A 16,926-nucleotide genomic window follows, 5' to 3' on the forward strand; every position below is an offset into this window, starting at 1 on the left:
ACGCTAGTCGGGGGGTACGACAGTCGAGCCGGGGGACCGGGGCGGGCGCGGGGGCGGGTGCGTCAATTCGGCGCTGCCATGATCACCCCGCGGGGGGATGTTTCTCTAGCACGGCCGGTTGGTAGAGGCAAAAGTTGCTTTGGATCACTGTGATCTGCTAGCAGATCACCGCTCCACCTGCGACAACGGCCCCTTCCCTCACGCCTTGTGAACGAAAGCACACGGGTCGTGGCTGATTTTGCCCCTTCATTACCTCTTGATCATCCGTCAGGTGTCGTAGATCACACTTGAGGGGCTGACACCCGTGTCGCAGATCACATATGAACGGGCATAGGATGCAGCCGTCTTGGGGCCTTGTGAACCGTCTCACATGAGCGGATCACGGCCGCACGCTGTACGGACCCGCCGTCGCTGACAGGGACAGGCGCCGCCGCAACCGCCTGGGAGGTCGTTCGGTCATGAACGCATACGCGCCGATTCTGGTACTTGGTGCCCTCGCCGCAGCCTTCGCCGTCGGCTCGGTGGCGATGGCCTCGCTCACCGGCCCCAAGCGCTACAACCGCGCCAAGTTGGAGGCCTACGAGTGCGGCATCGAACCCACTCCGCAGCCCGTCGGGGGCGGACGCTTCCCGATCAAGTACTACCTGACGGCGATGCTCTTCATCGTCTTCGACATCGAGATCGTCTTCCTCTACCCCTGGGCGGTCACCTTCGACGCCCTCGGGATCTTCGGACTGGTCGAGATGGTGCTGTTCATCGCCACCGTCTTTGTCGCGTACGCGTATGTCTGGCGGCGCGGAGGCCTGGAGTGGGACTGAGCCGCGGCCTTCCCGCCGACCACGACCGCCACCGGCAACAGCCGCCGAGAACAGCCGAGAGCTGAGAGGACACCAGATGGGTATTGAGGAGAAGCTGCCCAGCGGCTTCCTGCTCACCTCGGTCGAGCAGGCCGCCGGTTGGGTCAGGAAGAGCTCACTCTTCCCGGCCACGTTCGGCCTCGCCTGCTGCGCCATCGAGATGATGACCACCGGCGCCGGCCGCTACGACCTCGCCCGCTTCGGCATGGAGGTCTTCCGGGGCTCGCCCCGCCAGGCCGACCTGATGATCGTCGCGGGCCGGGTCAGCCAGAAGATGGCCCCGGTGGTCCGCCAGGTCTACGACCAGATGGCGAACCCCAAGTGGGTCATCTCCATGGGCGTCTGCGCCTCCTCGGGCGGGATGTTCAACAACTACGCGATCGTCCAGGGCGTCGACCACGTGATCCCGGTCGACATCTACCTCCCCGGCTGCCCGCCCCGGCCGGAGATGCTGATGGACGCGATCCTCAAGCTGCACGAGCAGATCCGGCACGAGAAGCTCGGCGCGCAGCGCGTCGCCGCCGAGGCCGAGGCCGAGGAGCGGGCGCTGAAGGCGGTCCCGACCAGCGAGATGAAGGGGCTGCTGCGATGAGCGACCAGCAGAGCGGTCCGGAGCAGGGCGAGCTGCCGACCCCGCGCGAGGGCACCGAGCTGGAGATCGTCGGGGTCCGCCACGGGATGTTCGGCGGCGCCAACCCCAGCGAGCAGAGCGGCGTCGGCGGCGGCAGCGGCGACACCTCCGGCTACGGCCGACTGGTCAGCCCGATCGTGCTGCCCGGCGCCACCCCCCGCCCCTACGGCGGGCCCACCGGCGGAGACGGCTCATCGATCGGGGCCTTCGACGAGGTCGCCGACGAGCTGGAGGGCGCGCTGGAGGAGCAGGGCCTGGTGCCCGGGACGGTGATCGCCAAGACCGTGGTCGACCGCGGCGAGATCACCTTCCACGTCGAGCGCGAGTACCTGCCGCAGACGCTGCGGACCCTGCGGGACGACCCCGCCCTGCGCTTCGAGCTGTGCACCGGCGTCAGCGGCGTCCACTACCCCGGGGAGAAGGGCCGCGAGCTGCACGCGGTCTACCACCTGCGCTCGATCACCCACAACCGGCTGATCCGGGTGGAGACCACCGCGCCCGACGCCGACCCGCACATCCCCTCGACGGTCGCGGTCTACCCGACCAACGACTGGCACGAGCGCGAGACCTACGACTTCTTCGGCATCGTCTTCGACGGCCACCCGGCGCTGACGCGGATCATGATGCCGGACGACTGGCTGGGCCACCCGCAGCGCAAGGACTACCCCCTCGGCGGCATCCCCGTCGAGTACAAGGGCGCGCAGATCCCGGCTCCCGACCAGCGGAGGTCGTACAACTGATGACTACTGCACACGGAACAGGTCCGGCCGCGACCGGCGAGGCCGAGGCGCCCGGGCGGGAGACCACCGAGGGCCGGGTCTACACGGTCACCGGCGGCGACTGGGACGAGGTCGTCACCGCGGCGGCGAGGGCCGACGACGAGCGGATCATCGTCAACATGGGCCCGCAGCACCCGTCCACCCACGGCGTGCTGCGGCTGATCCTGGAGATCGACGGCGAGACGGTCACCGAGGCCCGCTGCGGCATCGGCTACCTGCACACCGGCATCGAGAAGAACATGGAGTTCAGGAACTGGACCCAGGGCACGACCTTCGTGACCCGGATGGACTACCTGACCCCGCTGTTCAACGAGACCGCCTACTGCCTCGCGGTGGAGCGGCTGCTCGGCGTCACCGAGGACATCCCGGAGCGGGCCAGCATCATCCGGGTGCTGATGATGGAGCTCAACCGGATCTCCTCGCACCTGGTCTGCCTGGCCACCGGCGGCATGGAGATCGGCTCCACCACGCTGATGATCTACGGCTTCCGTGACCGCGAGATCATCCTCGACATCTTCGAACTGGTCACCGGGCTGCGGATGAACCACGCCTACGTCCGCCCCGGCGGCCTGGCGCAGGACCTCCCGCCGGGCGCGCTCGACCAGATCCGCGAGGGCGTGAAGCTGCTGCGCGGCCGGATGCCCGAGTACGACAAGCTGGCGACCAACAACCCGGTGTTCAAGGCCCGGCTGGTCGACGTCGGCTACCTGGACCTGGCCGGCTGCATGGCGCTCGGCGTCACCGGTCCGATCCTCCGCTCCACCGGCCTGCCGCACGACCTGCGCAAGGCGCAGCCCTACTGCGGCTACGAGCAGTACGAGTTCGAGGTGCCGACCGCCGACAGCTGCGACTCCTACGGCCGGTTCCTGATCCGGCTGGCCGAGATGGAGCAGTCGCTGCGGATCGTCGAGCAGTGCCTGGACCAGCTGCGCGGCAGCAGCGGCCGGGTCATGGTCGCCGACAAGAAGATCGCCTGGCCCGCCCAACTGGCGCTGGGCCCGGACGGCATGGGCAACTCGCTGGACCACATCCGGACCATCATGGGCGAGTCGATGGAAGCCCTGATCCACCACTTCAAGCTGGTCACCGAGGGCTTCCGGGTCCCGCCCGGGCAGGCCTACGCGGCGCTGGAGTCACCCAAGGGCGAGCTCGGCGTGCACGTGGTGAGCGACGGCGGCACCCGCCCCTACCGGGTGCACTTCCGCGACCCCAGTTTTACCAATCTCCAGTCCATGGCGGCGATGTGTGAGGGCGGCCAGGTCGCGGACGTCATCGTCGCCGTGGCCGGGATCGACCCCGTGATGGGAGGCGTGGACCGGTGACCACTGAAGAGAGCGCGGCCCCGACGCTGCTCGGCCTGCCGGAAATGCCCGCGTCGGTGTACCCGGCGGAGGTACGGGCCCGGCTCGACCCGGACGCGCAGCAGCTGATCGAGCGCTACCCGCAGAGCCGTTCGGCGCTGCTGCCGCTGCTGCACCTGGTCCAGGCGGAGGAGGGCTTCGTCAGCCGCACCGGCATCCGGTACTGCGCCGAGCGGCTGGGCCTGACCACGGCGGAGGTCACCGCCGTCGCGACCTTCTACACCATGTACCGGCGGCGCCCGGCGGGCGAGTACCACGTGGGCGTCTGCACCAACACCCTGTGCGCGGTCCTCGGCGGCGACCAGATCTTCGCCGAGCTCCAGCAGCACCTCGGTATCGGCAACAACGAGACCACCGAGGACGGCCGGGTCTCGCTGGAGCACATCGAGTGCAACGCCGCCTGCGACTACGCGCCGGTGGTGATGGTGAACTGGGAGTTCTTCGACGACCAGACCCCGGAGAGCGCCAAGCAGCTGGTGGACGAGCTGCGGGCGGGCCGCGGCGGCGAGGTCCGGCCGACCCGCGGTGCCCGGCTCTGCGGCTTCAAGGAGACCGCGCGGATCCTCGCCGGATTCCCGGACCCGCGCCCCGGCGCGGTGGACGAGTCCGGCGCGGGCGGCGCCCCCTCGCTGGCCGGGCTCCGGCTGGCCCGGGGCGAGACCCTGCCCGGACGTTCCGCCGGGACCAGGGTGGTGGCCCCCCGCCGGAACCCGCCGCTGGACAGTTCCCCCGGCGACGCGGCGAACCCCGCGACCACCCCCGGCGCCCACGACGCCGAACCCCCGGCGCAGACCGCCGCCGCCGACCCGGCCCACCCGGCCGGACCGGTCAACGGCAGCGTCCGCCAGCCCCAGGAAGACGACCAGGAAGGGGCGGCCGAATGACCGCCGAGCACCCGGAGAAGCTGCTCTCCCCGGTCCTGTCCGCGAGTTGGGACGAGGACCGCCCCTGGACGCTGGACAGCTACCGCCGCCACGACGGCTACCAGGGCCTGGCCGCCGCCCTGCGGATGGACCCGGACGCGCTGATCGCCCTGGTCAAGGACGCCGGACTGCGCGGGCGCGGCGGCGCCGGCTTCCCCACCGGGATGAAGTGGCAGTTCATCCCGCAGGGCGACGGCAAGCCGCACTACCTGGTGGTCAACGCGGACGAGTCCGAGCCCGGGACCTGCAAGGACATCCCGCTGCTGTTCGCCAACCCGCACTCGCTGATCGAGGGCATGGTGATCGCCAGCTACGCGATCCGCTGCTCGCACGCCTTCATCTACCTGCGCGGCGAGACCGTGCCGGTGCTGCGGCGGCTGCACGCGGCGGTCGCCGAGGCGTACGCCGCCGGATACCTGGGCCAGGACATCCTCGGCTCCGGCTTCGGCCTGGACATCACCGTCCACGCCGGGGCCGGGGCGTACATCTGCGGCGAGGAGACCGCGCTGCTGGACTCGCTGGAGGGCCGCCGCGGCCAGCCCCGGCTGCGCCCGCCCTTCCCGGCGATCGCCGGCCTCTACGCCTGCCCGACGGTGGTCAACAACGTCGAGTCGATCGCCTCGGTGCCCAGCATCCTGCACCGGGGCAAGGAGTGGTTCCGCTCGATGGGCAGCGAGAAGTCCCCGGGCTTCACCCTGTACTCGCTGTCCGGCCACGTCACCAACCCCGGCCAGTACGAGGCCCCGCTCGGGGTGACCCTGCGGCAGCTGCTGGACATCAGCGGCGGGGTGCGGGCCGGGCACCGGCTGAAGTTCTGGACCCCGGGCGGCTCCTCCACGCCGATGTTCACCGACCAGCACCTCGACGTCCCGCTCGACTACGAGGGCGTGGCCGCCGCCGGGTCGATGCTCGGCACCAAGGCGCTCCAGGTCTTCGACGAGACCACCTGCGTGGTGCGGGCGGTCACCCGCTGGACCGAGTTCTACGCCCACGAGTCCTGCGGCAAGTGCACCCCCTGCCGTGAGGGCACCTACTGGCTGGTCCAGCTGCTGCGCCGGATCGAGGCCGGGCAGGGCCGTCCGGAGGACCTGGACAAGCTGTACGACATCGCCGACAACATCAACGGCAAGTCCTTCTGCGCCCTCGGCGACGGCGCGGCCAGCCCGATCTTCTCCTCGCTCCAGTACTTCCGCGAGGAGTACGAGCAGCACCTCACCGAGGGCCGCTGCCCGTTCGACCCGGCCGCCGCGACGGTCTGGGCGGACGGGCGCCCCCGGGGCGGCACCGCCGCCTCCATCCACCAGACCGCCCAGGAGAAGGAGGTGCACGCGTGACCGTCACCTCACAGGCCCCCGGTCCGGCTGCCGCCCCGCCCCCCGAGGAGCTGCTGACCGTCACCATCGACGACGTCGCGGTGCAGGTGCCCAAGGGCACGCTGATCATCCGCGCCGCCGAGATGGTCGGCACCCAGATCCCGCGCTTCTGCGACCATCCGCTGCTCGACCCGGTCGGCGCCTGCCGCCAGTGCATCGTCGAGGTCGAGGGCCAGCGCAAGCCGGTGGCCTCCTGCACCATGACGGTGACCGACGGCATGGTGGTCCGCACCCAGGTCAGCTCGCCGGTCGCGGAGAAGGCACAGCACGGCGTGATGGAGCTGCTGCTGATCAACCACCCGCTGGACTGCCCGGTCTGCGACAAGGGCGGCGAGTGCCCGCTGCAGAACCAGGCGCTCTCCCACGGCCAGTCCGACAGCCGCTTCGACGGCGTCAAGCGGACGTACGAGAAGCCGGTCCCGATCTCCACCCAGGTGCTGCTCGACCGGGAGCGCTGCGTGCTGTGCGCGCGCTGCACCCGGTTCAGCGAGCAGATCGCCGGGGACCCGTTCATCGAGCTGCTGGAGCGCGGCGCGCTGGAGCAGGTGGGCATCGGCGAGGGCGACGAGTTCCGCTCCTACTTCTCCGGCAACACCATCCAGATCTGCCCGGTGGGCGCGCTGACCTCGGCCGCCTACCGGTTCCGCTCCCGCCCGTTCGACCTGGTCTCCTCGCCGGGCGTGTGCGAGCACTGCGCCTCGGGCTGCGCGGTGCGCACCGACCACCGGCGCGGCAAGGTGCTGCGGCGGCTGGCCGGTGACGACCCGGCGGTGAACGAGGAGTGGTCCTGCGACAAGGGCCGCTTCGGCTTCCGCTACGCGCAGCAGCCGGACCGGCTGACGACACCGCTGATCCGCGACGAGAGCGGTGCTCTCGTCCCCGCCTCCTGGCCGGAGGCGCTGCGCGTCGCCGCCGCCGGACTGGCCGCCGCGCGCGGCCCGGCGGCGGTGCTCACCGGCGGCCGGTGCACGGTCGAGGACGCCTACGCGTACGCCAAGTTCGCCCGGGTCGCGCTCGGCACCAACGACGTCGACTTCCGGGCCCGGCCGCACAGCGCCGAGGAGGCCGACTTCCTGGCCGCCGCGGTGGCCGGCCGCGGGGTGGACGTCGACGGCAGCGGCACCGGCTACCAGCAGCTGGAGACCGCACCGGCGGTACTGCTGGCCGGTTTCGAACCGGAGGAGGAGTCGCCGATCGTCTTCCTGCGGCTGCGCAAGGCCGCCCGCACCAAGGGCCTGGCGGTGTACTCGATCGCCACCCACGCCTCGCGCGGCCTGGCCAAGCTCGGCGGCTCGCTGCTGCCGGCCGCCCCCGGCACCGAGGCCGAGTGGCTGGAGGCGCTGGCCGACGACGAGGCCCTCGACGGCGACGCCGGGCGCGCGGCCCAGGCACTGCGGCAGCCCGGCGCGGTGCTGCTGGTCGGCGAGCGGCTGGCGTCCGTGCCCGGCGCGCTCAGCGCGGCCGCCCGGCTGGCCCGGGCCACCGGCGCCGCCCTGGCCTGGATCCCGCGCCGGGCGGGCGAACGCGGCGCGGTCGAGGCGGGCGCGCTGCCCGGGCTGCTGCCCGGCGGACGCCCGGTGACCGACCCGCTGGCCCGCGCGCAGACCGCCACCGTCTGGGGCCTCGACGAGATCCCGGCCCGGTACGGCCGCGACACCAACGGCATCCTCACCGCCGCCGCCAACGGCGACCTCGGGGCCCTGGTCGTCGGCGGGGTGGACCTGCCGGACCTGCCCGACCCGGCCGCCGCCGAGGCGGCACTGGACCGGATCGGCTTCCTGGTCAGCCTGGAACTGCGGCCCGGACCGGTCACCGACCGCGCCGACGTGGTGCTCCCGGTCGCCGCGGTGGCCGAGAAGGCCGGGACCTTCCTGGACTGGGAGGGCCGGGTCCGGCTGTTCGAACCGGCCATCAAGGCCGACCAGAGCACCCACCGCCACCAGGGCAGCGACCTGCGGGTGCTGCACATGCTCGCGGACGCCATGGGCCGCGCCCTGGGCCTGCCGGACGTCACCGCCGCCCGCCGCGAGCTGGACGCCCTCGGCGCCTGGAGCGGCGAGCACCCGGACGCCCCGGCCGAGCACGCCCGCCCGCTGCCGCGCCCCGGCGCGGGCGAGGCGGTCCTCGGCGGCTGGCGCCAGCTGCTCGACAACGGCTCGCTACAGCAGGGCGATCCGGCCCTGGCCGGGACCCGGCACCCGGCCGTCGCCCGGCTCTCCCCGGCCACCGCGGCCGAGGTCGGTGTCGCCGACGGCGCCCCGCTGTCGGTGTCGGGACCGGCCGGAAGCCTCACCCTGCCGCTGGCGATCACCCCGGACCTGCCCGACCGGGTGGTGTGGATCCCGCTCAACTCCACGCCCGGCGGCGCCGCCCGCGCCCTCGGCGTCCTGCCCGGACGGGTCGTCGGCCTGGCCCAGGCGGCGCTGCCCGGCACCCAGGAGAGCGACGAACCCGGGGCGGACCCGGCCGTCCGCGAAGCCGCCACCCACGGAGGGGGTAACTGATGGCCCCGCACACAGTGTTGCTCGCCGCCACCGAGGACCTGTCGGTGTTCGGCACCGACCCCTGGTGGCTGGTTGTCGTCAAGGCGCTGTTCTGCTTTGTGTTCCTGCTGGTGACGGTGCTGTTCTCGATCGTCTGGGAGCGCAAGGTCGTCGCCTGGATGCAGCTGCGGATCGGCCCCAACCGGCACGGCCCCTGGGGCATGCTGCAGAGCCTCGCCGACGGCGTGAAGCTGGCGCTGAAGGAGGACCTGGTGGTGACCGCCTCCGACAAGGTGGTCTACATCCTGGCCCCGGTGATCTGCGCCATCCCGGCGTTCATGGCGATCGCGGTGATCCCGTTCGGACCGGCCGACCACGAGATCTCGATCTTCGGCACCCGGACCACCATGCAGCTCACCGACTTCCCGGTGGCCATGATCTACGTGCTGGCGGTCGCCTCCATCGGCATCTACGGCATCGTGCTGGCCGGTTGGGCCTCGGGCTCGACCTACCCGCTGCTCGGCGGGCTCCGCTCGGCCGCGCAGATGGTCTCCTACGAGATCGCCATGGGCCTGTCCTTCGCGGCGGTGTTCCTGGACGCCGGGACGATGTCCACCTCCGGGATCGTCGCCGCGCAGCAGCACACCTGGTTCGCCTGCCTGCTGCCGGTCAGCTTCATCGTCTACATCGTGTCCATGGTCGGCGAGACCAACCGGGCGCCGTTCGACCTGCCCGAGGCCGAGGGCGAACTGGTCGGCGGCTTCAACACCGAGTACTCCTCGCTGAAGTTCGCGATGTTCATGCTGGCCGAGTACATCAACATGGTCACCGTCTCCGCGGTCGCCGCCACCATGTTCCTCGGCGGCTGGCGGGCCCCCTGGCCGATCAGCTCCTTCTGGGAGGGCGCCAACCACGGCTGGTGGCCGCTGCTCTGGATCGTCATCAAGATCCAGCTCTCGCTGTTCTTCTTCATCTGGCTCCGCGGCACCCTGCCCCGGCTCCGCTACGACCAGTTCATGAAGCTGGGCTGGAAGGTCCTGATCCCGGTGTCGCTGGTGTGGCTGGTGATGGTGGCCACCGTGCGGGCGCTGCGCAACAAGGGCGTCGACTACACCAACGTGATCCTGATCGTCCTCGGGGCGATCCTGGCGGTGGTGCTGGTGTCGATCGTGGTGGACATGGTCCGCGGCCGCAACCGCCCGGCGGAGCCCGCCGAGCCCCCGTTCGATCCGCTCGCCGGGGGCTTCCCGGTACCGCCGCTGCCCGGGCAGCAGTCGCCGCCCACGCCCCGCCGTCCCTCGCGGCAGCAGACCGTCAACGCGGGGCAGACCGTCAACGCGGGGCAGACCGTTTCCGCAGCAGCACTGAAGGGAGGGGACGACGATGCCTGACATCCTGGGGCCCGCCGGCGGCTTCGGCGTGACCTTCACGGCCATGTTCAAGAAGCGGCTGACCGAGCAGTACCCCGAGTACAAGAAGCCCACCGCACCCCGCTTCCACGGCCGCCACCAGCTGAACCGGCACCCGGACGGGCTGGAGAAGTGCATCGGCTGCGAACTCTGCGCCTGGGCCTGCCCGGCGGACGCGATCTACGTGGAGGGCGCGGACAACACCGAGGAGGAGCGCTACTCCCCGGGCGAGCGCTACGGCCGCGTCTACCAGATCAACTACGCCCGCTGCATCCTCTGCGGCCTGTGCATCGAGGCCTGCCCGACCCGGGCGCTGACCATGACCAACGAGTACGAACTCGCGGACAGCAGCCGGGAGTCGCTGATCTACACCAAGGAGCAGCTGCTGGCGGGCCTGACCGAGGGCATGGTGGAAAGCCCGCACTCGATCTTCCCCGGCACCGACGAGGGCGACTACTACCGGGGCACGGTCACCGAGGCCGCCCCCGGCACCGTCCGCCAGGTCGCGGTCAGCAAGGGCGAGCGGCCCGAGGCGGACCCCGACGGGGCCGAGGAGGCGAAGGCATGACCGCCCTGCTCGCCACCCCGCTGACCGGGGCCGCCTCCACCGGCGAGGCCGTGCAGTTCTGGGTGCTCGCCGTGGTCTCCGTGGCCGGGGCCCTGGGCATGGTGCTCTGCCGCAAGGCGGTGCACTCCGCGCTGTGCCTGGCCGCGACCATGCTCGCGCTGGCGGTCTGCTACATGGCGCAGGGCGCGGTGTTCCTCGGCGTGGTCCAGATCGTGGTCTACACCGGCGCGATCATGATGCTGTTCCTGTTCGTGGTGATGCTGGTCGGCGTGACCGCGGAGGACTCGGTCAAGGAGCCGCTGAAGGGCCAGCGGGTCGCCGCCGTGCTCGGCGGCCTCGGCTTCGGGGTGCTGCTGATCGCCGGTATCGCCAACGCCAAGCTGCGCACCTTCACCGGGCTGACCACGGCCAACGCGGGCGGCAACGTCCAGGGCCTGGCACAGCTGATCTTCACCCGCTACGTCTGGGCGTTCGAGGTCACCGGCGCGCTGCTGATCACCGCCGCGATCGGGGCGATGGTGCTGACCCACCGCGAGCACACCGAGGTGCGGCAGACCCAGCGCGAACTCGCCGAGCAGCGGGTCCGCCTGGGCCAGCAGATCACCCCGCTGCCCGCGCCCGGCGTCTACGCCCGGCACAACGCGGTGGACGTCCCCGGCCTGCTGCCCGACGGCAGCGTCGCGGAGCTGTCGGTCAACCCGACGCTGCGCGCCCGGGGCCAGATGCGCGACGTCAGCGGCGACATGCTGCGCCGGATGGACGCGCTGGAGAACGGCACCGCGGACTGGCTGAGCCGGAAGACCCCGAAGCCGCGCACCAGCACCGAACTGGTCCAACAGCCGGTCCCGGCCCCCCCGGCCGAGCGGGCACCGGAGGAGGAGTCCGAGTGAACCCCGTCAACTACCTCTACCTGGCCGCCCTGCTGTTCACCATCGGCGCCACCGGCGTACTGGTCCGGCGGAACGCGATCGTGCTGTTCATGTGCGTCGAGCTGATGCTCAACGCCTCCAACCTGGCCCTGGTCACCTTCTCCCGGCTGCACGGCAACCTGGACGGCCAGATCATCGCCTTCTTCACCATGGTGGTCGCCGCGGCCGAGGTCGTCGTCGGACTGGCGATCATCGTGAGCGTCTTCCGCACCCGTCACTCGGCCTCGGTCGACGACACCAACCTCATGAAGCTGTAGCGGCGGAGGCTGACTGACCGTGGACACTCTCATCCCCGTACTGGTCGCGGTGCCCCTGGCCGGAGCCGCGCTGCTCCTGCTGGGCGGCCGCCGCCTGGACGCCTTCGGCCACTGGCTGGGCGTCCTCGCCTCCACCGCGTCGTTCGCCGTGGGGCTCGTGCTCTTCTTCCACATGCTCGGGCAGCCGTCGGCGGACCGGGCCGAGCACATCACCCTGTTCAGCTGGGTCCCGGTGGCCGGTTTCCAGGCCCCGGTCGGCTTCCAACTCGACCAGCTGTCCATCGTGTTCGTGCTGCTGATCACCGGCGTCGGCTCGCTGATCCACCTCTACTCGGTGGGCTACATGGAGCACGACGAGCGCCGCCGCCGCTTCTTCGGCTACCTGAACCTGTTCCTGGCAGCCATGCTGCTGCTGGTCCTCGCCGACAACTACCTCCTGCTGTACGTCGGCTGGGAGGGCGTGGGGCTCGCCTCGTACCTGCTGATCGGCTTCTGGCAGCACAAGCCGAGCGCCGCGACCGCCGCCAAGAAGGCGTTCCTGGTCAACCGGGTCGGCGACCTGGGCCTGTCGATCGCGATCATGCTGATGTTCAGCACCTACGGCAGCTTCACCTTCGCCCAGGTGTTCCCTAACGCCGGCTCCGCCTCGCACGGGACGCTGACCGGCATCGGGCTGATGCTGCTGCTGGCGGCCTGCGGCAAGTCCGCGCAGGTGCCGCTGCAGTCCTGGCTGGGCGACGCGATGGAGGGCCCGACCCCGGTGTCGGCGCTGATCCACGCGGCGACCATGGTCACCGCCGGCGTCTACCTGATCACCCGCTCCAGCGCGATCTTCAACCTGGCGCCGACCGCGCGGCTGGCGACGGTCTGCGTGGGCGCGGTGACGCTGATCTTCGGTGCGATCGTCGGTTGCGCCAAGGACGACATCAAGAAGGCGCTGGCCGGTTCGACCATGTCGCAGATCGGCTACATGGTGATGGCGGCCGGGCTCGGCCCGATCGGCTACGTCTTTGCGATCATGCACCTGGTCACCCACGGCTTCTTCAAGGCCGGGCTGTTCCTCGGCGCCGGCTCGGTGATGCACGGCATGAACGACGAGGTGGACATGCGGAAGTACGGCGGCCTGCGCAGATACATGCCGCTGACCTTCTACACCTTCGGCCTCGGCTACCTGGCGATCATCGGCTTCCCGTTCCTGTCCGGCTTCTTCTCCAAGGACAAGATCATCGAGGCGGCCTTCGGCCACGGCGGCGCCGAGGGCTGGATCCTCGGCACCGCGGCCCTGGTCGGCGCCGGGGTCACCGCGTTCTACATGACCCGGGTGATGCTGATGACCTTCTTCGGCGAGAAGCGCTGGGTCCCCACTCCGGACATCAGCGGCTCCGCCGCGGGTGACGGCCATGAGCCGCACCCCCACGATCCGCCGAAGACCATGGGCATCCCGATGGTGGTGCTGGCCGTCGGCTCGGTCGCCGCGGGCGGGCTGTTCACCATCAACAGCTCCTTCGTGCACTGGCTGACCCCGGTCACCGGCTACGCCGAGGGGCACTCCCCGCTCGGCTCGTTCACCATCTCGGCGATCACCCTGGTCGTGATCGCGGTCGGCGCGGTCGTCGCCTGGCTGGTGTACGGACGCAAGCCGGTACCGGCGGTGCCGCCGCTGGGCTCGCTGGTCACCCGCGCCGCCCGCCGCGACCTGCTCCAGGACGACTTCAACCATGTGGTCCTGGTCGGCGGCGGCGAGCACCTGACCCGCTTCCTGGTCTACCTGGACGCCAAGGGCTTCGACGGCGTGGTCAACGGCATCGCCGCCCTGGTCGGCGGGGTCTCCGGCCGGGCCCGCAAGCTGCAGAACGGCTATGTCCGCTCCTACGCCCTGTCGATGTTCGGCGGCGCGCTGGTGCTGGTCGCCACGACTCTCCTGATGAGGTCGATGTGAGTTCCTTTCCGCTGCTGACCGTCACCGCCGCGCTCCCGGCCGTCGGCGCGGTCCTCACCGCCGCCCTCCCGGCCGCCACCACCGTGCGTCGCCGCGACCTCAACAAGGGCATCCCGCTGGGGCTCTCGCTGCTGACGCTGGCGCTGTCGATCGTGGTCGCCGTCCGGTTCAAGCCCGGCGGCGCCCGCTACCAGCTGACCGAGTCGCACTCCTGGATCTCGAACTTCGGCATCGGCTACACCCTCGGGGTGGACGGCATCGCGGTGGTGCTGATCCTGCTCACCACCGTGCTGGTGCCGTTCGTGATGCTGGCCTCCTGGCACGACGCCGACCCGGTCGCGAACGACAGCGGCACCTTCGAGCGCAGCCGCCGCACCCAGGGCTTCTTCGCCCTGATCCTGGCGGTGGAGGCGATGGTGGTGCTCTCCTTCGAGGCCACCGACGTCTTCCTGTTCTACGTCTTCTTCGAAGCCATGCTGATCCCGATGTACTTCCTGATCGGCGGCTTCGGCGACCGCACCGAGGGCGAGGACGCCCGCCAGCGCTCCTACGCCGCCGTCAAGTTCCTGCTGTACAACCTGCTCGGCGGCCTGATCATGCTGGCCGCCGTGATCGGCCTGTACGTGATCACCGCGCGGCAGGGCATCGGCAGCGACGGCCACGGCACCTTCGACCTGACCACCATCACCCAGGCGCTGGCCTCCGGGAGGCTGCACTTCTCCCCGGTCGCCGAGAACGCCCTGTTCCTGGGCTTCATGTTCGCCTTCGCGGTGAAGGCCCCGCTGTGGCCGCTGCACACCTGGCTGCCGAACGCCATGGGCGAGGCCACCCCCGGGGTCGCGGTGCTGATCACGGCCGTGGTCGACAAGGTCGGCACCTACGCGATGCTCCGCTTCTGCCTGGAGCTGTTCCCGCAGGCGTCCAAGACCTTCGCGCCGACGATCCTGGTGCTGTCGCTGATCGGGATCATCTACGGCGCGCTGCTGGCGGTCGGCCAGAAGGACATCAAGCGGCTGATCGCCTTCGCCTCGATCTCCCACTTCGGCTTCATCATCATGGGCATCTTCGCGATGACCACCCAGAGCCAGGCCGGGGCGACCCTCTACATGGTCAACCACGGGGTCTCCACCGCGCTGCTGCTGCTGGTCGCCGGGTTCCTGATGTCCAGGCGGGGCAGCCGCCTGATCGGGGACTACGGCGGGGTGCAGAAGGTCGCGCCGGTACTCGCCGGGACCTTCCTGGTCGGCGGCCTGGCCACGCTGTCGCTGCCCGGTCTGGCGCCCTTCGTCAGCGAGTTCCTGGTCCTGGTCGGTACCTTCACCCGGTACCCGGTGATCGGCATCATCGCCACCATCGGGATCGTCCTCGCCGCGCTCTACGTGCTGGTGCTCTACCAGCGCACCATGACCGGCCCGGTGAAGGCCGCCGTCGCCGGGATGCGCGACCTGCGGGTCCGGGAACTGGTGGTGGCCGCGCCGCTGATCGCGCTGCTGGTGGTGCTCGGCGTCTACCCGAAGCCGATCTCCGACATCATCAACCCGGCCGTCCGCTCCACCCTGTCCGACGTCGGCCGGACCGACCCGGCGCCGCCGCACCCGGTCGCCGCGAACAGCGCCACCAGCAACGCCGCCACCACCCCGGCCACGAACGGAGGCGGCCAGTGAGCGCCGCGCCCAGCGCCGTCCACAGCCTGTGGACGCTCGCCGAATCGTCCAGCACGATCGGCAGCATCAAACCGCCCACCATCGAGTACGCCCAGCTGTCACCCATGCTGGTGCTGTTCGCCGCCGCCGCCCTGGGCGTCCTGGTCGAGGCCTTCGTGCCCCGCCGGGCCCGCTACTGGGCCCAGGTCGGCCTCGCCCTGGCCGGGCTCACCGGCGCCTTCGTGGCGATCGTGGTGCTGGCCGCCGACGGCTACGCCGGATCCAAGGCGCACCTGGCCGCGATGGGCGCCGTCGCCGTCGACGGCCCGGCGCTGTTCCTCCAGGGCACCATCGTGCTGATCTCGGTGGTCGCCGTGCTCGGCTTCGCCGAGCGCCGACTGGAGAGCCCCCGGGCCCCCGGGCGCGGGCTGCTGCGCGGCTGGACCGGCGCCCCGGTCGACGCCTTCGCCGCGCAGGCCGCCGCCGTCCCCGGCAGCGACGCGGAGAAGTCCGCCGTCCGCTCCGGCTTCGCCACCACCGAGGTCTTCCCGCTCACCATGTTCGCCGTGGTCGGGATGCTGCTCTTCCCCGCCGCCGGGGACCTGCTGACCATGTTCGTGGCGCTGGAGGTCTTCTCGCTGCCGCTGTACCTGCTCTGCGCGCTGGCCCGGCGCCGCCGACTGCTCTCGCAGGAGGCAGCGGTGAAGTACTTCCTGCTCGGGGCGTTCTCCTCGGCCTTCTTCCTGTTCGGCCTGGCGCTGATCTACGGCTACGCGGGCACCGTCTCGCTCAGCGGCATCGCCGCCGTGGTCTCCGGCACCGAGAGCCCGGTCACCCCGGCCCTGGCCAACACCACCGGCAATGACGCGCTGCTGCTGATCGGCCTGGCGATGCTCGGCGTCGGACTGCTGTTCAAGGTCGGCGCGGTCCCGTTCCACGCCTGGACGCCGGACGTCTACCAGGGCGCGCCGACCCCGGTCACCGGCTTCATGGCCGCCGCCACCAAGGTCGCCGCCTTCGGCGCGCTGCTGCGCCTGCTCTACGTCGCCTTCCCCGGCCTCACCTGGGACTTCCGGCCGGTGATGTGGGGCGTGGCGATCCTCACCATGGTGGTCGGCTCGATCATCGCGGTCACCCAGACCGACGTGAAGCGGCTGCTCGCGTACTCCTCGATCGCGCACGCGGGCTTCATCCTGACCGGGGTGATCGCGATGAACCGGGCCGGGATCTCCGCCGTGCTGTTCTACCTGGGCGCCTACTCCTTCGTCACCCTGGGCGCGTTCGCGGTGGTCACCCTGGTCCGCGACGCGGGCGGCGAGGCCACCCACCTCTCCCGCTGGGCCGGTCTCGGCCGCCGCTCGCCGCTGATCGCGGCGACCTTCGCGCTGTTCCTGCTCGCCTTCGCCGGTATCCCGCTGACCAGCGGCTTCGCCGGGAAGTTCGCGGTGTTCCAGGCGGCGGCGCAGGGCGGGGCGACCCCGCTGGTGATCGTCGGTGTGCTCTCCTCGGCGGTGGCCGCCTTCTTCTACATCCGGGTCATCGTGCTGATGTTCTTCTCCGACCCCAGGCCCGACGGCCCCACCGTGGCCGTCCCCAGCGTCTTCACCGGCACCGCGATCGTGCTCGGCGTCGCGGTGACCCTGGTCCTGGGCATCCTGCCGCAGTACTTCCTCCATCTGGCCGGCCAGGCCTCGGTCTTCGTCCACTGAGGCGTGCCGGATGCGGGCTGCCAGAACCGGAACGCAGCGCTCTACCAGGCCCGACGTGGTACTTG

General features: G+C 71.0%; 14 protein-coding genes. All 14 read left to right on the forward strand.

What is annotated here, in order from left to right; all coding sequences use genetic code 11:
- The first annotated feature begins 458 nt into the window (after nucleotides 1-458).
- The 14 genes from GXP74_RS04195 (at nucleotide 459) to nuoN (ending at nucleotide 16,861) form a co-directional block, all read left to right on the forward strand.
- Nucleotides 459-818 carry an NADH-quinone oxidoreductase subunit A gene (locus GXP74_RS04195; protein ID WP_182450066.1) on the forward strand — a complete coding sequence of 120 codons (360 nt, stop codon included), beginning with the start codon at nucleotides 459-461 and terminating at the stop codon, nucleotides 816-818.
- A 76-nt stretch (nucleotides 819-894) separates the two neighbouring features.
- Complete coding sequence (locus tag GXP74_RS04200) at nucleotides 895-1,449, forward strand: NADH-quinone oxidoreductase subunit B family protein (protein WP_182450067.1); 555 nt, start codon at nucleotides 895-897, stop codon at nucleotides 1,447-1,449.
- On the forward strand, nucleotides 1,446-2,228 hold the full coding sequence (locus tag GXP74_RS04205) for an NADH-quinone oxidoreductase subunit C (protein WP_182450068.1): 783 nt from the start codon (nucleotides 1,446-1,448) through the stop codon (nucleotides 2,226-2,228). Before GXP74_RS04200 ends, GXP74_RS04205 begins: the two co-directional genes overlap by 4 nt.
- Complete coding sequence (locus GXP74_RS04210; protein ID WP_182450069.1) at nucleotides 2,228-3,589, forward strand: NADH-quinone oxidoreductase subunit D; 1,362 nt, start codon at nucleotides 2,228-2,230, stop codon at nucleotides 3,587-3,589. The genes GXP74_RS04205 and GXP74_RS04210 overlap by 1 nt, the downstream gene beginning before the upstream one ends.
- Nucleotides 3,586-4,512, forward strand: a complete 927-nt coding sequence (gene nuoE, locus GXP74_RS04215) for an NADH-quinone oxidoreductase subunit NuoE (protein WP_370468370.1) — start codon at nucleotides 3,586-3,588, stop codon at nucleotides 4,510-4,512. Before GXP74_RS04210 ends, nuoE begins: the two co-directional genes overlap by 4 nt.
- A complete protein-coding gene (gene nuoF, locus GXP74_RS04220; protein ID WP_182450070.1) occupies nucleotides 4,509-5,885 on the forward strand; it encodes an NADH-quinone oxidoreductase subunit NuoF in 1,377 nt (458 codons plus the stop codon). Before nuoE ends, nuoF begins: the two co-directional genes overlap by 4 nt.
- Nucleotides 5,882-8,428 (forward strand): NADH-quinone oxidoreductase subunit G, encoded by a 2,547-nt coding sequence (locus GXP74_RS04225; protein WP_182450071.1) that lies wholly within the window; start codon nucleotides 5,882-5,884, stop codon nucleotides 8,426-8,428. The genes nuoF and GXP74_RS04225 overlap by 4 nt, the downstream gene beginning before the upstream one ends.
- A complete protein-coding gene (gene nuoH, locus GXP74_RS04230; protein ID WP_182450072.1) occupies nucleotides 8,428-9,798 on the forward strand; it encodes an NADH-quinone oxidoreductase subunit NuoH in 1,371 nt (456 codons plus the stop codon). Before GXP74_RS04225 ends, nuoH begins: the two co-directional genes overlap by 1 nt.
- Nucleotides 9,791-10,384: an NADH-quinone oxidoreductase subunit NuoI gene (gene nuoI, locus GXP74_RS04235; protein ID WP_182450073.1), complete on the forward strand. Its 594-nt coding sequence runs from the start codon at nucleotides 9,791-9,793 to the stop codon at nucleotides 10,382-10,384. The genes nuoH and nuoI overlap by 8 nt, the downstream gene beginning before the upstream one ends.
- Nucleotides 10,381-11,274 carry an NADH-quinone oxidoreductase subunit J gene (locus GXP74_RS04240; protein WP_182450074.1) on the forward strand — a complete coding sequence of 298 codons (894 nt, stop codon included), beginning with the start codon at nucleotides 10,381-10,383 and terminating at the stop codon, nucleotides 11,272-11,274. The genes nuoI and GXP74_RS04240 overlap by 4 nt, the downstream gene beginning before the upstream one ends.
- Complete coding sequence (gene nuoK, locus GXP74_RS04245; protein ID WP_030261239.1) at nucleotides 11,271-11,570, forward strand: NADH-quinone oxidoreductase subunit NuoK; 300 nt, start codon at nucleotides 11,271-11,273, stop codon at nucleotides 11,568-11,570. The genes GXP74_RS04240 and nuoK overlap by 4 nt, the downstream gene beginning before the upstream one ends.
- A gap of 19 nt (nucleotides 11,571-11,589) precedes the next feature.
- A complete protein-coding gene (gene nuoL / locus GXP74_RS04250; RefSeq protein ID WP_182450075.1) occupies nucleotides 11,590-13,509 on the forward strand; it encodes an NADH-quinone oxidoreductase subunit L in 1,920 nt (639 codons plus the stop codon).
- On the forward strand, nucleotides 13,506-15,173 hold the full coding sequence (locus GXP74_RS04255; RefSeq protein WP_182450076.1) for an NADH-quinone oxidoreductase subunit M: 1,668 nt from the start codon (nucleotides 13,506-13,508) through the stop codon (nucleotides 15,171-15,173). The genes nuoL and GXP74_RS04255 overlap by 4 nt, the downstream gene beginning before the upstream one ends.
- Complete coding sequence (gene nuoN / locus GXP74_RS04260) at nucleotides 15,170-16,861, forward strand: NADH-quinone oxidoreductase subunit NuoN (RefSeq protein ID WP_182450077.1); 1,692 nt, start codon at nucleotides 15,170-15,172, stop codon at nucleotides 16,859-16,861. Before GXP74_RS04255 ends, nuoN begins: the two co-directional genes overlap by 4 nt.
- Nucleotides 16,862-16,926: the final 65 nt, after the last annotated feature.

The sequence above is a fragment of the Streptacidiphilus sp. P02-A3a genome, assembly GCF_014084105.1.
GTDB lineage: Bacteria > Actinomycetota > Actinomycetes > Streptomycetales > Streptomycetaceae > Streptacidiphilus.